This is a genomic window from Candidatus Protofrankia datiscae (assembly GCF_000177615.2).
Lineage (GTDB): Bacteria > Actinomycetota > Actinomycetes > Frankiales > Frankiaceae > Protofrankia > Protofrankia coriariae.
The window spans coordinates 3,887,450-3,904,289 of the sequence record NC_015656.1 but is presented as its reverse complement, the minus strand read 5'-3'; the positions used below and the strand labels follow the sequence as shown (position 1 = coordinate 3,904,289).

13 protein-coding genes are annotated in these 16,840 nt (G+C 72.1%); 9 read left to right on the top strand and 4 right to left on the bottom strand.

Going from position 1 to position 16,840, the window contains the following annotated elements:
- Positions 1-257: 257 nt before the first annotated feature.
- Positions 258-2,609: an arylsulfatase gene (locus FSYMDG_RS16270; protein ID WP_013874490.1), complete on the bottom strand. Its 2,352-nt coding sequence runs from the start codon at positions 2,607-2,609 to the stop codon at positions 258-260.
- Positions 2,610-4,261: 1,652 nt separating this feature from the next.
- On the opposite strand from FSYMDG_RS16270, the gene FSYMDG_RS26895 reads away from it, so the two are divergent.
- The 9 genes from FSYMDG_RS26895 to pheT all read left to right on the top strand — a co-directional run bounded on the left by FSYMDG_RS26895 (position 4,262) and on the right by pheT (position 14,223).
- A complete protein-coding gene (locus FSYMDG_RS26895) occupies positions 4,262-5,194 on the top strand; it encodes a ParA family protein (RefSeq protein WP_165001748.1) in 933 nt (310 codons plus the stop codon).
- A 197-nt stretch (positions 5,195-5,391) separates the two neighbouring features.
- Positions 5,392-5,814 (top strand): SseB family protein, encoded by a 423-nt coding sequence (locus FSYMDG_RS16260; RefSeq protein WP_013874488.1) that lies wholly within the window; start codon positions 5,392-5,394, stop codon positions 5,812-5,814.
- Positions 5,815-6,134: 320 nt separating this feature from the next.
- Complete coding sequence (gene infC / locus FSYMDG_RS16255) at positions 6,135-6,779, top strand: translation initiation factor IF-3 (RefSeq protein ID WP_013874487.1); 645 nt, start codon at positions 6,135-6,137, stop codon at positions 6,777-6,779.
- Positions 6,780-6,881: 102 nt separating this feature from the next.
- A complete protein-coding gene (gene rpmI, locus FSYMDG_RS16250) occupies positions 6,882-7,076 on the top strand; it encodes a 50S ribosomal protein L35 (RefSeq protein ID WP_013874486.1) in 195 nt (64 codons plus the stop codon).
- Positions 7,077-7,392: 316 nt separating this feature from the next.
- Positions 7,393-7,776, top strand: a complete 384-nt coding sequence (gene rplT / locus FSYMDG_RS16245) for a 50S ribosomal protein L20 (protein WP_043603824.1) — start codon at positions 7,393-7,395, stop codon at positions 7,774-7,776.
- A 50-nt stretch (positions 7,777-7,826) separates the two neighbouring features.
- On the top strand, positions 7,827-8,663 hold the full coding sequence (locus FSYMDG_RS16240; protein ID WP_013874484.1) for a TrmH family RNA methyltransferase: 837 nt from the start codon (positions 7,827-7,829) through the stop codon (positions 8,661-8,663).
- Positions 8,660-9,835, top strand: a complete 1,176-nt coding sequence (locus FSYMDG_RS16235; protein WP_013874483.1) for a sensor histidine kinase — start codon at positions 8,660-8,662, stop codon at positions 9,833-9,835. Before FSYMDG_RS16240 ends, FSYMDG_RS16235 begins: the two co-directional genes overlap by 4 nt.
- 735 nt (positions 9,836-10,570) lie before the next feature.
- On the top strand, positions 10,571-11,644 hold the full coding sequence (pheS, locus tag FSYMDG_RS16230) for a phenylalanine--tRNA ligase subunit alpha (RefSeq protein WP_043606810.1): 1,074 nt from the start codon (positions 10,571-10,573) through the stop codon (positions 11,642-11,644).
- Between the two features lie 2 nt (positions 11,645-11,646).
- Positions 11,647-14,223 (top strand): phenylalanine--tRNA ligase subunit beta, encoded by a 2,577-nt coding sequence (pheT, locus tag FSYMDG_RS16225; protein ID WP_013874481.1) that lies wholly within the window; start codon positions 11,647-11,649, stop codon positions 14,221-14,223.
- A gap of 42 nt (positions 14,224-14,265) precedes the next feature.
- Here the strand turns inward: pheT and FSYMDG_RS27235 are convergent, their stop codons facing one another.
- From FSYMDG_RS27235 to FSYMDG_RS23380, 3 genes are read right to left on the bottom strand one after another with little or no spacing between them, the layout of a single operon-like run.
- Positions 14,266-14,706, bottom strand: coding sequence for a hypothetical protein (locus FSYMDG_RS27235; protein WP_013874480.1), 441 nt, complete (start codon positions 14,704-14,706; stop codon positions 14,266-14,268).
- Complete coding sequence (locus FSYMDG_RS16215; RefSeq protein WP_013874479.1) at positions 14,703-15,662, bottom strand: DUF692 domain-containing protein; 960 nt, start codon at positions 15,660-15,662, stop codon at positions 14,703-14,705. The genes FSYMDG_RS27235 and FSYMDG_RS16215 overlap by 4 nt, the downstream gene beginning before the upstream one ends.
- Positions 15,659-16,549: a TIGR04222 domain-containing membrane protein gene (locus FSYMDG_RS23380; protein ID WP_013874478.1), complete on the bottom strand. Its 891-nt coding sequence runs from the start codon at positions 16,547-16,549 to the stop codon at positions 15,659-15,661. The genes FSYMDG_RS16215 and FSYMDG_RS23380 overlap by 4 nt, the downstream gene beginning before the upstream one ends.
- Positions 16,550-16,840 lie beyond the last annotated feature (291 nt).

The following is a 16,840-nucleotide window of genomic DNA, read 5'->3' as shown; positions in this document are numbered from 1 at the left end:
GCGGAGATCGTCCTGGCGGTGCGCTCGGCGGCGTACTTCCGGTCGAAGCACCGCACGGAGCGGGTGGACAGCGGCGTTACCGGACGACGGGCGGGGCCGGGACAGGCTGATCTCCGTCCGGGTCGAGGGCTGCGACGTGCCGCCGCTGCTGCGGCCCCGGGCGTACATCTGCGGCCCCGGGCGTACATCGACCTTGTCGGCCTGCGGCCTGGTCAGGCCCGGGCGGAGTTGATCGCCGAGTTGACGCCGGGGAGAGGCTACTGCCGGGACATGGCCATGCGTGCTTCGCTTTCGATGTCCGTGATGAGCTCTCCGTCGAGATCGACGGTCACGCTGTGCAGCGTGCCGGTGAACGGGAAGAGGGTCGGATAGTCCGGTACGACCGGGGAGCCCGGGTTGGCGCCACAGGTCAGCCCGCCCGGGTTGAAGGCTATGGGTGTGGTTATGGGTATGTTGCCCACCCCGGCCGGCTGTCCGTCGATGTAAAGCCGGGCTCGTCCGGGGGTGCCTTCGCCGTTGGCGATGTCCGGCTTTCCGGTGGGTTCGAACTCGAAGCGCAACTGGTGCCGGCCGGAAGGCACGGTGCCGGTGGATTCCACATGGTAGACGGTGCGTCCGACATAGTTGTGGGAGTAACGCAGCCTGCCCTCCCTGACGTAAAACGACCAGCCGCCGGTACCCGCGCCCTGGCAGAGCAGGACTCCCTCGGCGCCACCCGGCGGGATTTCCGCGTCTGCGGTGATGCTGTGGGTACGGTTGAGTACTCTGGGGGCGACGGCGAACGGCAGCGTCTGGGTGCCGGGCCGGAAGGTGTAGGAGGTTCGCGCCTCGGTGATCTGCGGGCGTTCCACCACCAGCCGTACGGCGCCGCTGCCGTCGATGGGGAGCACGTTGTATCTGCCGGCCTCCACATACCACAGCGAGATCATTTCGATGAGTTTGTCCCGGTGCTGTTCGGCGACGTCGTAGTTTTCCGCAAAATCCTGCGCCACATGGTAGAGCTCCCAGTGGTGGGCATCCAGATCGGTCAGGTCCTCGGCGGAGATCGGTACACCGAACGGTTTGCCGGCCTCCGCGAAGGACGGTCCCGGCCATGGGCACACCGCGCGCCATCCGTCGTGGTCGATCGCGCGGTGCCCGAGCATCTCGAAATACTGGGTGTGATGCCGGGTCGGTGCGGCCGGGTCGGTGAACGTATAGGCGAAACTGACGCCGTGCAGCGATGACTGGGCGACACCCCTGATCTCGGCCGGCGGTTCGGCACCGAGTACGTCGAGTATGGTCGGCACGATGTCGATGATGTGCGCGTACTGGGTCCGTACCTCGCCGCGGGCCGCAATACCCGCCGGCCAGTGGACGACGAAGGGGTCGCTGGCCCCGCCCCGGTAGGTTTCCCGCTTCCACCGGCGGAACGGGGTGTTGCCGGCCCAGGTCCAGCCCCAGGGATAGTGGTTGAACGTCGAGGGGCCGCCGAGGTCGTCGATTTTTCCGAGGCTGTCCGCCAGGGGCTCCGGGGCGTTGTTGAAGAATTGCAGCTCGTTCGTGGTCCCAGTGACCCCGCCCTCGGCGCTGGCGCCGTTGTCGGACACGAGCATGACCAGCGTGTTGTCGAGCTCACCGGTCTCCCGGAGAAAGCCCAGCAGCCGGCCGATGTGGTGGTCGGTGTGGGACAGGAAGCCGGCGTACACCTCCATCATGCGTACCGCGAGCCGGCGGGCATCGGGCGTCAGGGAATCCCAGGCGGGGACGTCGGGGTCGTGCCGGGACAGTTCCGCCTCCGGCGGCACCACGCCAAATTCCTTCTGCCGGGCGAAAACCCGCTCCCGGTAGGCGTCCCAGCCGTCGTCGAACCGGCCGGAGTAGCGGTCCGCCCATTCCCTGGGAACGTGGTGTGGGGCGTGCGTGGCACCGGTGCAGAAGTTCAGGAAGAATGGTTTGCTCGGGGCGACCTGCTTGGCATCGGCGATGAAGTCGATGGCCTTGTCCACCAGGTCCGAGGTCAGATGGTAACCCGCCTCCGGAGTTTTCTGCGGCGCTACCTGGTGGTTGTCGTACACCAGATCCGGATACCACTGGCTGGTGTCGCCGCCGAGGAACCCGTAGAAACGCTCGAAGCCACGTCCCAGCGGCCAGCGGTCATACGGTCCGGCGGCCGACTCCTGTTCGGACGGCATAAGGTGCCATTTGCCCACCAGGTAGGTGTTGTACCCGTGCTGGAGCAGCATCTCCGACAGGAAACCGTTCTCGAACGGGATGTTGCCGTCATAGCCCGGGTAGCCGGTGGCGAGCTCGGTGATCGCGGCCATGCCGTTGGCGTGATGGTTGCGCCCGGTGATGATGCACGAGCGGGAGGGTGAGCACAGCGCGGTGGTGTGCATGTTGTTGTAGAGGAGCCCGCCCGCAGCCAGGGCGTCGATGTTCGGCGTCGCGATGGGACTGCCGTAGCAGCCCAACTGCCCGAAACCGGTGTCGTCCAGAACAATCATCAGTACGTTCGGCGTGCCGGGCGTCGCGCGGACCGGCTGCGGCCAGGCCGGGCTCGACTCGTCCGTGGTACGCCCGATCACACCGGGGAATGCGGTGCCGGACCTGTACTCGTTAAGCGACATCTTGACTGGTGCTCCTCTCCTCAGGTCTCCCCGAGCGCGCCGGAGAGCCGGGGCTCCGGCGGCGCGGAAGAAACACGATCGCGCCGCCTTCGGCCCGCTGGGCCGATCCGATCTTCTTAAAACCCCTTAAAAGCCGGTCCGATCCGGTTGGTGCGCCCACCTCATTCCCGGCAGGGGACCCGCAACCGGAGCGTCGGGGTGTTTCACCCTCCCCGGGTGAGGGCGAGTGCGAACGGGCAGGCCCGCCGACTCCCGGCCCTCGGATTCCGACCCGCGTATTGGGTGTCCGTGGGTGGGTTGTTTACTGCCGTTAGCGGGGAGATTGGGTGGGCCTGGAGGTTCGGGTCGAGTTTGTAACTGTCCCTTGTCGAGGGGACTCGTATCCGTAACGGCCGGCGCATACCGTGGTCGTGGTGGCCCGGATCAGTGGATTTGGGGTCGCCGCGTCGCGCGGACGATTCCGGCCGGTGTTGGTGCCGGTGCCGGTAGCCGGTGCGGCCCACCACGGGAGGGGGAGGCGGCGGTGAGCGGTGACGACCGCGCGAAGGCATGACGAGGACGGCCACGAGCCGGACGCCACACGCCAGCCGGGCGGGTACGGGGACTCTGTAGGGACCTGGGACGTCCACGAGGACGCTGGTACCCGGGCCGATATCCAGGGCACCCGGCCCGGGATGTTCTCCGCCGCGGATCTCGGCGACGCCAGGCCGGTTTCCCTGCTCGGCCTGCGCATACCCGACCTGGAAGGCGAGCGCGACGCGACCGTCAGCCGCCGGGCCAGCCGCCCGCGTCCCGGCGGCGGCCGTGGGGACGGTGTGCCCGCGCGGCCTGTCGGGATGAGAACCGACGCCGGCAGACGGACGCCGTCGCGTCCCGCACGCGGGGAGGTCCGGCCGGCCGCACGCGGCGGCGAGCGGGGCCACGCCGGCCCCGGTGTCCCCGGCCCCGCCGCCCCCGGCCCAGGCACCCCTGGACCTGCTATCCCTGGACTCGACGCAGCCGGATCTGACATCTTCGGGGCAGGCGCCCCTGGATCGAGCGTCTCCGGCCCTGTTATCCCCGGATCCGGCATCTCTGGGGCCAGCGCCCCCGAGCCTGGCGTCGCTGAAGGCCGCCTCACCGGACCGGGCGCTGTCGGGGCCGGCGGAGCCGCGGCTGGCTTTGTCGGGGCCAGCGGGGCCAGCGGGGCCGAGGACGGTCTCGTCGGATCTGGCGGTACCGGAGTCGGCCACACCGGATCTGGCGTCACCGGATCCAGCGTCATCGGGGCGACCGCCCCGGACGCCGGCGTTGCCGGAGCCGCTGTATCCGAAGCCCCTGCACCCGGTGCCGCTGTACCCGAGGGCGGCGGCGGGGCTGCCAGCGGCACCGGGGCGGTTGTCACCGGGTCCGGCATCGCTGGTGCCGGTGTCATCGGAGCCGGCGCCAGCGGGGCCGGCCAGGCCGGATCCGAAGTCTTCGGGGGTGGCGTCACCGTGCCCGACGGAGCCGGGACCCGACCGGGTACAGGTCTGGGAGGCCTCGAAACGCCGGTCGCCGCCGGCCGCCCACCGGTGCGGGCGTCGGACGGGCCGGGCTGGACTCCGGACGTGGGGGAGTTCCGGGGCGGCGCCGGTCCCGTCTCCGCGGGCCCGCCACGGTCTCGGGCCACCGTGGCGGGCCGCCTGGCCGCCGGGCATGGTGGTCTCGACACGGTCGAGACCCGGTGCCGGTGGGTGCACATCGGCGGGCTCGAAGGTGGTTGCGGACGGACGACGGTGACAGCCGGTATCGCGATGGCGCTCGCGGCGTCCCGCCGTGACCGGATCATCGCGGTGGACGTGTCTCCCGGCCAGCCCGGGACGCTCGCCGCCCGGCTGGGCCCCCTGGCCGGGGGCGTGGCCGGCCGGGGGGCAGGCCACACCCCCGGCCAGGGGGAGTTCGCCCGCGCGGCGATCGGGTTGCCGGCGTTGTTACCCGAGATCCGCCGGTTCGTCCCCGGCAGCGGTGAGACGAGCCCGGCGGGTCCGCTGGCTACGGCAGGCCCGCTGGGCCCGGCAAGCTCGCCGGGCCCGACAGGGCCGGCGGGTCCGGCGTCAGCGGGTCTCGACGTCATGCTGGGAGCGTCGGGCGCGGGCGTCGGCGGGCATTTCGTCGAGGAGGCCGGCCGGGTCGAGGAGGTCGGCCGTGCGCTCGAGGCCGTCGGGGAGTGGTACGAGGTGGCGCTGGTCGACGGCCCGCCGGGCTGGAGCCGCCCGTTGCCGGCGGCGCTGCTGGCCCGGGCCGACATCCTGGTGCTGACCGTGCGTGCCAGCGTTGTGGCGCTGTCGGCCGTGGACGACGCACTGAACGCGCTTGCCGGCAGCGGCCGGGGCGAGCTGGCCGACTCCGTGACGATCGCGGTGGTGGAGAGCGCTCCGACGCGGTGGTCCGGCCGCGCGCGCCGCCGTCTCGCGCGGCTGGCGGAGCGCACCCACAACATCGTCGTCGTCCCGTTCGACCCTGTGCTGGCCGACGGGCGGGCGGTGGTCTGGTCCGGCCTGCGGCGCCGTACCCGGGCCGCCTTCGGTGAGCTCGCCGCCGCGGTCGATCCCGACACAGGGTGATCTTCACCTGGAAGGCGGCCGGGGAATCTCCGGCGGCGACGCCCACCGGGGTCGCCGGGACGCGGCGGGACGCCGTCCGTGGGCGCCGAGGGACGGGCACGGCGAAATCTGTATCGTGGACGCGTCGGAGAAGTACCGGAGCGCATGCGTCGGGAGCGGGCGGGATCGCGTCGGGTGGGACTGCGTAAGGTCGAGCGGTGGAGCGGGAACTGCTGACCCCCTCCGGCCAGGGTGACCGAGGCGATGCCGACGAGACGTTGCGGGCCGCTCTTGTCAGCCGGGACGAGCCGGCGGTGGCCGCCGCGCTGGCCGGTGCGCGGGTCTTCGTCGCGATCGAGGCGCGCCTGGTGGAGACCGACGGCGACACCGGGGCGGAGAAGACCTCCGAGATGGTCCTGGTGACGTTGCGGGTGCCGTCCGGCGCGACCGCGATCCCGGCCTTCAGCAGCGTCGAGGCCCTGGCCCGGTGGCGGCGGGCGGCCCGGCCGGTGCCCGTCCCGGGGCGTCTGCTCGGCGCGGAGGCGGTGCGGGCGGGCCATCGCGCCATCGTGCTCGACATCGCAGGCCCGGTCATGGCCACCATCGACGGCGACCTGCTGCGCCAGCTCGCGGCCGCGTAAGGGCTGTGTCAGGCCGCGTGAGAGCGCACCGGCGAGCGGCGCCCGGCCGGCGTCGGTGGGTCCGCGTACATGTGGCGAGGTTCACACCCGCGTGACGATCGGCCTGACCGCTGGGGGCTGACGTCCCATGGTCAAGTGATCGTCGTATCTGGCTTGTTCTGCTACGCTGTCGGTCGACCGCTTGTTACCCGGACTCTGCCCCCTAACGGCTCGGTCCCGTAACAAGGCCAAGCGGAGGCTTGCCTCCCACCCGATGTCGTTCTGGCGCAGGATGCTGTTGCCAGTGCAACGGCCGGGTCGCCGGTCGGCCGAGCCGTTGTATGACGGCGTGTCGGTCGGGTGTCCGGGTCAACCGGGCACAGGGCTCCGCAGCGGCAGGTCGTGTCCGCGCGTCGAGTCACGGAGGGAACCACATCAGCGCAGAGTCCCGCATCAACGACCGGATCAGGGTGCCCGAGGTGCGCCTCGTCGGCCCTGAAGGCGAACAGATCGGCATTGTCGCCATCGCCGAGGCGATGCGGCTCGCCCAGGAGGCCGATCTTGATCTCGTCGAGGTTGCGCCGACGGCCCGGCCGCCGGTCTGCAAGCTCATGGACTACGGGAAGTTCAAGTACGAGTCCGACCAGAAGCGTCGCGAGGCTCGTAAGAACCAGGTCCAGACGGTCATCAAGGAGATGAAACTCCGACCGAAGATCGATCCGCACGACTACGAGACCAAGAAGGGCCACGTGGTGCGGTTCCTGCGGGCCGGGGACAAGGTCAAAATAACGATCATGTTCCGTGGCCGTGAGCAGTCCCGGCCCGAACTGGGCATCCGGCTGCTGCAGCGGTTGTCCACGGACGTCGCGGATCTCGGCTATGTCGAGGCCCAGCCCAAGCAGGATGGCCGGAACATGACCATGGTGATGGCTCCGCACAAGGGCTCCCGGCCCCAGCGTGCGCCAGAACCGGCCGCCCGGGTCTGACCGGCGACCACCGACGACCGACAGCCGACGACCCGACCGTTCAGCGCGCTCAGCCACAGATCAGTTAAAGATCAATCACTGCTCGATTACAGGATTGCCCAGATGCCCAAGACGAAGACCCACACCGGCGCGGCCAAGCGGTTCCGGATCACCGGTTCCGGCAAGGTGATGCGCCGCCGGGCGAACCGCAACCATCTGCTGGAGCACAAGTCCAGCCGGCGCACCAGGCGGCTGGACAACGAGGTGAGGCTCAGCCCGGCGGACGAGGGACGCATCAAGAAGCTACTGGCACGCTGACCTAGCCGGCCCTCGGCGGCCCCTGATCCCCTCGGGGGAGGCGCGGGCCTCCGGCGGCGCGAAGAATACGCTCATGCTGTCTCCGGCCCGCTGGCCGGCAGCTCCCACCAACTGGGAGCCACGCCACCCGGTGCCGTGCGACGCGGTGTTGCGCGACCTGGCACTGTGCGACGCGGCGCCGTATGACCAGCGCCATGTCGCACAGCGCCATGTCGCGCAGCGTTGTGTGACCGGTGTCGCGCGACCGGTGTTGTGCAGGCACAGCGCCGTGCGACGCGGTGTTGACAGCCACGACCGAAAGAGAGTTCTCCAGCTCATGGCAAGGGTCAAGCGGGCGGTCAACGCCCAGAAGAAGCGCCGGACGGTTCTGGAGCAGGCCAGCGGGTACCGGGGCCAGCGCTCCCGGTTGTACCGCAAGGCCAAGGAGCAGGTCCTGCACTCGATGACCTACTCCTACCGCGACCGGCGGGCCCGCAAGGGCGATTTCCGCCAGTTGTGGATCACTCGGATCAACGCCGCGGCCCGGCAGAACGGGCTGACCTACAACCGGTTCGTCCAGGGACTGCGCCTGGCCGGCGTGGAGGTGGACCGCAAGATCCTCTCCGATCTCGCGGTGACGGACCCGGCGGCGTTCACCGCGCTGGTCGAAGTGGCGCGAGCCGCCCTGCCGGCGACCCCGCAGCAGCCCCAGGCAGCCTGAGGGGGTTGCCGGACGGCGCTGTCCCGCGCACCTCGGTCCCGCGTCCCTCGGTGGCTTCGGACCCGCCCGTTGGCCCGCGCTCGGCGCGGGTGCTCGCCGCGCGGCGCCTGCGCCGTCCGGCGGTCCGGCGTGTCCGGGGGGAGTTCCTGGTCGAAGGGCCGCAGGCCGTCGCCGCCGGGCTCGCGGCCGGGGCGCTGCGGGAGATCTTCGTCGGCTCGTCCGCGGCCGGCCGGTACGGGGAACTCGTCGGCACGGCGGGCATACCGGTGCGGGTCGTCTCGGACGAGGCGGTGGCGTCCCTGTCGGAGACCGTGACCCCGCAGGGGGTGGTCGCCCTGGCCGAGCAGCCACGCCACCGCATCGCGGACCTTGACACGCCCCGCCTCGTGGCGATCTGCGTCGACACCCAGGATCCGGGCAACGCGGGGACGATCGTGCGGTCGGCGGACGCCGCCGGCGCGGACGCGGTGGTTTTCGCCGGGGCGTCGGTGGACCCGTTCGGCGGGAAGGCGGTCCGCGCGTCCGCGGGCAGCATCTTCCACCTGCCGGTCGTCACCGACATCGGCGTGGCTGACGCCGTACGACAGATCCGGGAGCACGGTTGTCGTATCGTGGCGACTACTCCCTCCGCACCGCGGGACATCGACACCGCGCAGGACGCGGGGGAGTTGGACACACCCACCGGATGGCTGTTCGGTAACGAGGCACGAGGTTTGCCGCGCGCTACCGTAGTGTCCGCGGACGCGGTACTTCGGGTACCGGTGTACGGTCAGGCCGAGTCGCTGAATCTTGCGGTGGCCACGGCGATCTGCCTGTACGCGTCAGCGCGCGCACAGGCGAGGCTCGGATCCGGCGCGGCAGGCGTCGGGGGAGGTGAACGGCTGTGACGCACACGGTCACGTCGGCTCCCGACCAGGCCCGCAGGCCAGAGGTCGACGGGGATGCGCTGCCCGCCCCCGGTCCGCGGGCGGACGGGGTGGCCCGCCGCGAGGCCGCCACCGCCCAGCCGCCACCCGTGCTGCCGATGAACTGGGACGATCTCCCGGACGGGATCGTGATCGTGGACCGCGAGGGCCGGATCGAGGTGTTCAACGCGGCCGCCGCCAGGATTACCGGTGTGTCCGCCGCCACGACCCCGGGCCAGCACCTCACCGAAGTCCTGCCGTTGCTGGACGAGCGGGGCAACGACTGGTGGGAGTGCTCGCGGGTCACCCGCGGCCTGCCGAGGGTGACCGGTCAGCCCGAACGCCGCCTCACCCTGGCCCGCCAGGGTGACGAGCGCGACCTCAACGTCACCGTTCGTTATGTCCGGGTGGACGGGCAGCTGGCGCACGTCTCGTTGTCCCTGCGGGACACCGCCAGCCGGGAGCGTATGGAGCGCAACCGCGCCGACCTGGTCTCGACCGTCGCCCACGAGCTGCGCTCGCCGCTGACGAGCGTCAAGGGCTTCACCGCCACCCTGCTGGCGAAGTGGGACCGTTTCACCGAAGAACAGAAGAAGCTGATGCTCAACACCGTCAACACCGATGCGGACCGGGTGACCCGGCTGCTCGCGGAGGTGCTCGACGTCTCGCGTATCGACTCCGGCCGGATCCAGATGCGCAAGCAGATCGTGGACCTCGGGCAGACCCTGCGCCGGGTCGTCGACGGCAAGGTCGCGGCGGGTGAGGCCACCCACGACCGGTTCGTGGTCCGCGCCGAGGGCGAGCTGCCCGAGATGTGGCTCGACTCCGACAAGATCGAACAGGTGCTGCACAACCTGGTGGACAACGCCCTGCGGCACGGCGCCGGCACCGTCACCATCGTCATGCGCGGCACCCCGAGCGGAGCCGAGGTCACCGTGGCCGACGAGGGCGACGGCGTACCCGAGGCGAGCGCGTCCCGGGTCTTCACGAAGTTCTGGCGCGGGGCCACCCGCGGGAACGGCACCGGTCTCGGGCTCTACATCGCCCGGGCGCTCATCGAGGCCCATGGCGGGAGCATCACGGTCGGCCGGGCGCCCGGTGGCGGCGCGGAGTTCCGATTCGTGGTGCCCGCCGGGGCACCGGTCTTCGCCTGACCGTCCCGGCCCGCCGGCCCGCCGGCCCGGTGGCGGGGACGCCCCGGCGGCGGGGCCGGTCCGACCCGGACGGTCGTCCGACCCGGACGCGAGAAGCGGTGACCACCCGGCGGGCGCCCCGACCCGGGCCCGGTCGGTCGTGCCAAGCCCACCGGGCCAGAGATCATCCTTCCTCGGGCAGGCTCTACTCGCTTCGGCCGAGCGGCATCCACACCGGCCAAGGAGCACCGGCCTGACGAGCGGCCCGGACCGGCCTGGCGGCCTGCCCGCGGCGGGCGGACTTCCCATACCGTGGCGGGGAACCGGTGCGGGTCCCAACCAGCACCACCGACAGCCCCGGACCCGGACACAACACCCGTGACACAGACACCCGTGACACAGACGCAGAACACACCGCCGGCGGACAACCGCCATCGACGAGCAACACCATCAACGAGGATGACCAGCGTGCCCCCGTCCACACAGAGCGCCGACCCACACCGGTCGGACGTGCCCGACCCCTCGGCAGCGAGCGCCGGAGGCGACTCCAACTCCAGACGCACCGCTCCGGAGCACACCGGCCCGGATCGTCCGGGCGCGGACCGTCCCGGCTCGACTCGTGCCGCCTCGAGCGGCGCGGCCTCGGACGGTGCCGCCTTGGAGGGTGCCGCCTTGGAGGGTGCCGCCTCGAAGCGCACGGAGCCGGGCCGCCCCGGCTCGCAGCGTCCCAGCTCGCAGCGTGGCGACCCGGCGCCGGTGGATCCCGGCGCGCTCGACCCCGACCGGCTCGAGGAGGTGCGTGTCCAGGCGTCCGCCGCGATCGCCACCGCGGGCGACCTCGACGAGCTCGCCGCGCTGCGGACCCTGCACCTCGACGGCCGGGGCGCCCCCCTGGCGCTCGCCCGCCGCGCGCTCGGCGCCCTGCCCCAGTCCGAACGGGTCGAGGCCGGCCGTCGGCACAACACCGCCACCGCCGCCGTCCGCGCGGCCTACGAGGCCCGGCTGGCCGAGCTGACCGCCGAGCGGGACGCCCGCGTGCTCGTCGAGGAGCGCGTCGACGTCACCCTGCCCGGCACCCGCCGGCCGCGCGGGGCCCGCCATCCGCTGTCCACCCTGTCCGACCATCTGGTGGACGTGTTCGTGGCGATGGGCTACGAGGTGGCCGAGGGGCCGGAGGTCGAGCACGACTGGTTCAACTTCGAGGCGCTGAACCTCGGCCCGGACCATCCGGCCCGCAGCTCGCACGACACCCTCTACGTCGACCCGGTGGGCAGCGGGCTGCTGCTGCGCACACACACCTCGCCGGTGCAGATCCGCACCCTGCTGTCCCGTCCGCTGCCGGTGTATGTGGTCTGCCCGGGGCGGACATACCGTAACGACGCGATCGACGCCACGCACTCGCCGGTGTTCGGCCAGCTCGAGGGCCTGGCGGTGGACGAGGGCATCACCATGGCCGACCTGCGCGGGACGCTGGAGGCCTTCGCGCAGGCGCTGTTCGGCTCGGGGCTGGCCACCCGGCTGCGGCCGTCCTACTTCCCGTTCACCGAGCCGTCGGCCGAGCTCGACGTCGCCTGCTTCGCCTGCCGGGGCGAGCCGGCCCGGCAGCCGTGCCGGGTGTGCTCCGACGAGGGCTGGATCGAGGTCGGGGGCTGCGGGATGGTCGACTCGAACGTGCTGGTCGCCTGCGGGGTCGACCCGGCCCGCTACAGCGGCTTCGCGTTCGGGATGGGCCTGGAACGCGCCGCGATGATCCGCCACGACGTCCATGAGATCCGGGACTTCGTCGACGGGGACGTCCGCTTCGGCCTCTCGTTCGGGACGGGGAACTGATCATGAAGATCGTGATGTCGTGGCTGCGGGAGGTCGTCCCGGCCCTGCCGCCGGCGAAGGCGGTCGCCGACGCGCTCATCCGGGCCGGTTTCGAGGTGGAGGCCGTCGAGCCGGTCGGGCACGACCTCGCCGGCGTAGTCGTCGGCGAGGTGCTCTCGATCGAGCTCGTCCAGGCCAAGAAGAAGAACGTGCGCTGGGTGCGGGTCCGGGTGGCCGAGACCGGCACCCGCGAGGTGATCTGCGGGGCGTTCAACTTCGCCGTCGGTGACCGGGTGGCCGTGGCCCTGCCCGGCGCGGTACTGCCCGGTGGTTTCACCATCACCGCCCGTAAGACCTACGGGCATCTCAGCGAGGGGATGATCTGCTCGGCCAGCGAGCTGGGCATCGGCGACGACCACAGCGGCATCCTCGTCCTGCCGCCGGACACCCCGGTGGGGACCGACGTCGCCGGGCTGCTGGAACTCGCCGACGATGTGCTGGACATCGCCGTCACTCCGGACCGCGGCTACGGCCTGTCCATCCGCGGGATCGCCCGGGAGGCGGCGACCGCGTTCGGGTTGCCCTTCGACGACCCCGCCGGTGCCGCGTCCGAACAGGCCGCGTCCGAACAGGCCGGAGCTGGACAGGTCGGAGCTGGACAGGGTGCGGCGGGGTACCCGGTCGTGGTGGAGGACACCGCCGCCTGCGGCCGGTATGTCGCCCGGGTCGTCACCGGGGTCCGGCCGGACGCGGCCACGCCGCTGCGGCTGGCCCGGCGGCTCGCCCTGTCGGGTATGCGGCCCATCTCGGTACCGGTCGACGTCACGAACCTGATCATGCTGGGGCTGGGGCAGCCGCTGCACGCCTTCGACCGGGCGAAACTGTCCGGCCCGATCGTGGTGCGCCGCGCCCGCGAGGGGGAGCGGCTGGTCACCCTCGACGGCGTCAAACGCGAACTCGACCCGGAGGACCTCGTCATCGCCGACGACTCCGGGCCGGTGGCGCTCGCCGGGGTCATGGGTGGCGCCTCCACCGAGATCTCCACCGACACCACCGAGATCCTCATTGAGGCCGCCCACTTCGACCCGGTCGCGGTGGCCCGCACGGCCCGGCGCCACCAGCTCGGTTCCGAGGCATCCCGCCGGTTCGAGCGCGGCGTCGACCCCGCGCTCGCGCCAGCGGCGGCCCGTGCCGCCCTGCGCCTGCTCACCGAACTCGCCGGCGCCACCGCCGAAGCCGGGGTGACCGACATCGATCACCGTCCGGCGCCGCGGCCCATCACCTTCCCGTTGGGCGAGACGGCCCGGCTGGGCGGGCGTCCCTATCCGGCGGAGGTCGTCCGCCGACGGCTGGTCGAGGTCGGCTGCACGGTCGCCGACGCCGGCACCGACGCCGTCGCTCTCCCCGGAGCCGCCGTTGACCTCGCCGGGGCCGACAGCGTCGGTGACGGCGCGCTGCTGGTCGTCCCGCCGTCCTGGCGTCCCGACCTGACCCGGCCTGCCGATCTGGTCGAGGAGGTCATGCGCCTGGAGGGGTACGACACGATCCCGGTGACCCTCCCACGGCTGCCCGCGGGCCGCGGCCTCACCCAGGGCCAGCGGATCCGCCGGGCGGTCGGCACCGCCCTCGCCCACCAGGGCTACGTGGAGGTCCTGACCATCCCGTTCGTCGGGGACGACACCCCGGACCGGCTCGGACTCACCAGCGACGACGCGCGGGCGGCGGTGGTCCGGATCGCCAACCCGATCGCCGAGGACGCCGCCAACCTGCGTACCACCCTGCTGCCGGGGCTGTTCGCCGCGGCCGTCCGCAACATCGGCCGTGGGCAGGTCGACCTGGCTCTGTTCGAGACCGGGCTGGTCTTTCGAGCCACGGCCACCACACCGGTGGTCACACCGCCGACTCCGGCGGTCGACCACCGGCCCGGCGACGCCGAGATCGCCGCGCTCAACGCCGTCCTGCCCGAGCAGCCCAGGCTGGTGGCCGTCGTCCTGACCGGCCGCCGCGAGCCGGCCGGCTGGTGGGGGCCTGGGCAGCCGGCGACCTGGCAGGACGCCGTCGACGCGGCGCACACCGTCGCGGCGGCCACCGGTGTGGACCTGACGGTGACGGCGGACGCGCTGACACCGTGGCATCCGGGCCGGTGCGCGCGCCTGTCAGCGGACGGCCAGGTGGTCGGGTACGCCGGGGAACTGCATCCGCGCGTGATCGCGGCGTATGGGCTGCCGGCCCGAACCTGCGCCATGGAACTCGACCTCGACACGGTGCTCGAGATCGCGTTGGCGCGCCCGCCGGTCACCGCCCCGGCGGTGTCCACCTACCCGCCGGCCGACCGTGACATCGCGTTGGTGGTCGAGGCCTGCGTGCCGGTGGCGCGTGTCACCGAGGGGTTGCGCCGCGGTGCCGGTGACCTGCTGGAGGCTCTGACCCTCTTCGACGTCTACGAGGGATCCCAGATAGGGGAGGGAAAGCGGTCACTCGCGTTCGGCCTGCGGCTGCGGGCGGTGGACCGGACGCTGACCGCCCAGGAGGCCAACGCGGCACGGGACGCGGCGATCGCCGAGGCTGCGCGGCTGACCGGCGCTGTTCTGCGCACCTGACCCGTCCTGGCCCGTCCTGTCCTGTCCTCACGTCGTCAGTCGTCAGTCGTCCTCGCGGCCGAGGCCGAGGACGTGAGTGCCCACGAACGGCGCCCGTACCGCGACGAGCGGACGCCCGCCGCCGCGCCGGTCCGCGGCGATCGCCAGCCGCCGCCGCGCGAGTACCGCCACCAGTTGTTCGGCCCGCGCCTCGCGGTCGAGATCACCATGAACCGCGCGGGCGAAGGCCACCCCGTCGGCGTGCGCCCCGGCGGGTGGGCGACCGTCCGCGAACGCGGTGAACCTGGCGTGGAAGTCGGGCAGGCAGGACAGCGCCGGCCATGCCCGCGCGACCGCGTCCGCGCGTTTGCGCAGCAGCGCGGTCCGGGTTGCCCCGACTCGCCCGGGGTCGAAGCCGGCGGGGACAGGCCCGCCGGTGACCAGCGCGCGCACGAGATCATCCTGCGCCTGCCGCAGTCCGGTGCGCGGGGCGGGGTCGATCACGGGATGTGTCCGGCGGCGGCGATGGCGTCCAACTCGTCGGTGAGCTCCTGGACGGACGGGTAGCGGCCGTCGCGCTCAAGCATGATCGCCGGCGTCCCGCCGGAGCCCGCGGCAGCGCGACCGGGACGGTCGGAACAATCGGAACAACCGGGATGGCTGGGGTGCCGTTGACCTGCCGGATCCGTGTCCGGGTGCCGGTCCGGTGGATACGGGCTCCGGTCCGGACAGCGCTCGGCCACCTCGCGCACCAGATCGAGGACCTCACCGGTGACGGGATGGGTGTGGGTGTCGTGGTAGAGCCCGTCGCGTACCACTCCACCCGCCACATGGATGTAGGCGATGCGCTCCCACGGCAACGCCTCGAGAAAGCGGTGCGGGTCGACCCCGTGGTTGACCCGGTCGGCGTGCAGGTTGGCGAGGTCCAGCAGGAGCAGCGCGCCGGTGCGCTCAGCCAGTTCGGTGAGGAAGTCGGCCTCGTCGAAGTCCGCTTCGGGCCAGTGCAGCAGGGCGGCCGGATGTTCCAGGGCGAGCGGTACCGCGAGCTCGGCGGACAGCGTCCGCACGTTCGCGACCAGCACGTCCAGGGCCTCGCGGGTGCGTGGGACCGGCAACAGGTGACCGGCTTCGAGGCCGCCGGCCCGCACGAACGCGACATGCTCGCTCACCAGCGGCGCCTGCAGCCGCTCGGCGACGGCGGCCAGGTGCGCCACCCGCGCCGGCTGGAGCGGTTCGGCGCCGCCGAGCCCGAGGCCGACACCGTGCGGCACCACCGTCACGCCGCGTTCGACCAGTTCGTCGAGACCGACCGGCAGGGGACCGTGGGTGTGCAGGGTCTCGGCTATGACCTCGACGAAACGCAGGTCCGTCCGGTCGGCGATGAAGGCGGCGAGCTCCGGCCGCCAGCCGATCCCCAGTCCGGACAGTGGTGTACCGGCGCCCGGTCCGGATGTGGTCATCCGCCACCACCACAGCCACCGCCACCACCACAGCCACCGCCGCCGCCGCAGGAGGACCCGCCGCCGCAGGATGACCCGCTCCCGCAGGAGGACCCGCCCCCGCAGGAGGAGCCACCACCCGACGAGGAACCGTTCGAGTTGGAGCGGAAGGAGAAGCCGAGTTGTCGGGCGAGCACGGGATCGGTCCGCCACAGCACGATCGGGCTGAACAGCGCCACGGCCACACCGCGCTGACCGGGAATCCCGCCCAGGCCCAGACTCCGCGCGAGCACACGGGCGTCCCGCAGGAGCCGGCGCCCGGCCCGCGTGGTCGTCGGGATAATCGTCGCCACGATGGCGACCATGGACATCATGAACGCGGCCGGCAGGTAGAAGAAGGCGCCGACGTCGCCGGCCACGACAGCGAACGGGAAACCGAGCAGACCCGCGGCCGCCATGATCAGGAACGCCCGGCGCAGGTGCCGGAGCCTGCGGATCTGTTCCGCGGGCGGCACGAGGTGCGCCGCCTGTAATCCGGCGCGGGTGGCATGCGCGACCGGGCTGCCCGCAACGATCCGTTTGACCTGGCTGAGCCGGATCTCGCCTGCCGCGGCGATGGCGCTGTGCACCGCATGGGTGATGGCGTGTCCTCCTGCCGGCGGGGGGCCGATCGCGACGAGTGAGGACCGCCGGGTTCCCGGGGCGATACGGCCCTCGTCGTGCAGGGCGATGACCGCTGCCTCCACCGCCCGTCTCGGCCCGCCGGCGAGGAAACCGAGATCGTCGAGGGGGATGCTGCGCGGGTCCACGGGTGGTACGTCAGGGGAGCGCGACAGGACGACCCGGGCGCCGATTATGATGATCAATAAGATCAGCAGGAGCGTCAGGTACGCGCCGAAGAACGTCACCGCGGCCCCGTCCGCCGCGACGGACCACTGGCGATCACCGGTTCGGCTGGCACTTGGACCATGCGCCCGGCCGGCACCTGCCGCGCCGCTGCCGCCTGCCGTGCCATAACGTGCCGTGCCATAACGTGTGCCTGTCGTGCCATCGCGTGCCCGCCGGCCGGGGGGCCGGCGGTGAGGGCGCCGGCGAGCGTGGCGGATGCGATGGTCGCCGGCGTCATGTCGTGTGTCATGCCGCGTTCCCTTCCGGTTCTCGGCGTCCCGATCTCGTGTGCAGGCCCGGCGGCCGGGCCC

Excerpts from the sequence above, each read along its gene's own strand:
- FSYMDG_RS16215 (WP_013874479.1), bottom strand. The coding sequence starts at position 15,662 with ATGACCACATCCGGACCGGGCGCCGGTACACCACTGTCCGGACTGGGG.
- rpmI (WP_013874486.1), top strand. The coding sequence starts at position 6,882 with ATGCCCAAGACGAAGACCCACACCGGCGCGGCCAAGCGGTTCCGGATC.
- pheT (WP_013874481.1), top strand. The coding sequence starts at position 11,647 with ATGAAGATCGTGATGTCGTGGCTGCGGGAGGTCGTCCCGGCCCTGCCG.
- rplT (WP_043603824.1), top strand. The coding sequence starts at position 7,393 with ATGGCAAGGGTCAAGCGGGCGGTCAACGCCCAGAAGAAGCGCCGGACG.
- FSYMDG_RS16270 (WP_013874490.1), bottom strand. The coding sequence starts at position 2,609 with ATGTCGCTTAACGAGTACAGGTCCGGCACCGCATTCCCCGGTGTGATC.
- infC (WP_013874487.1), top strand. The coding sequence starts at position 6,135 with ATGACGGCGTGTCGGTCGGGTGTCCGGGTCAACCGGGCACAGGGCTCC.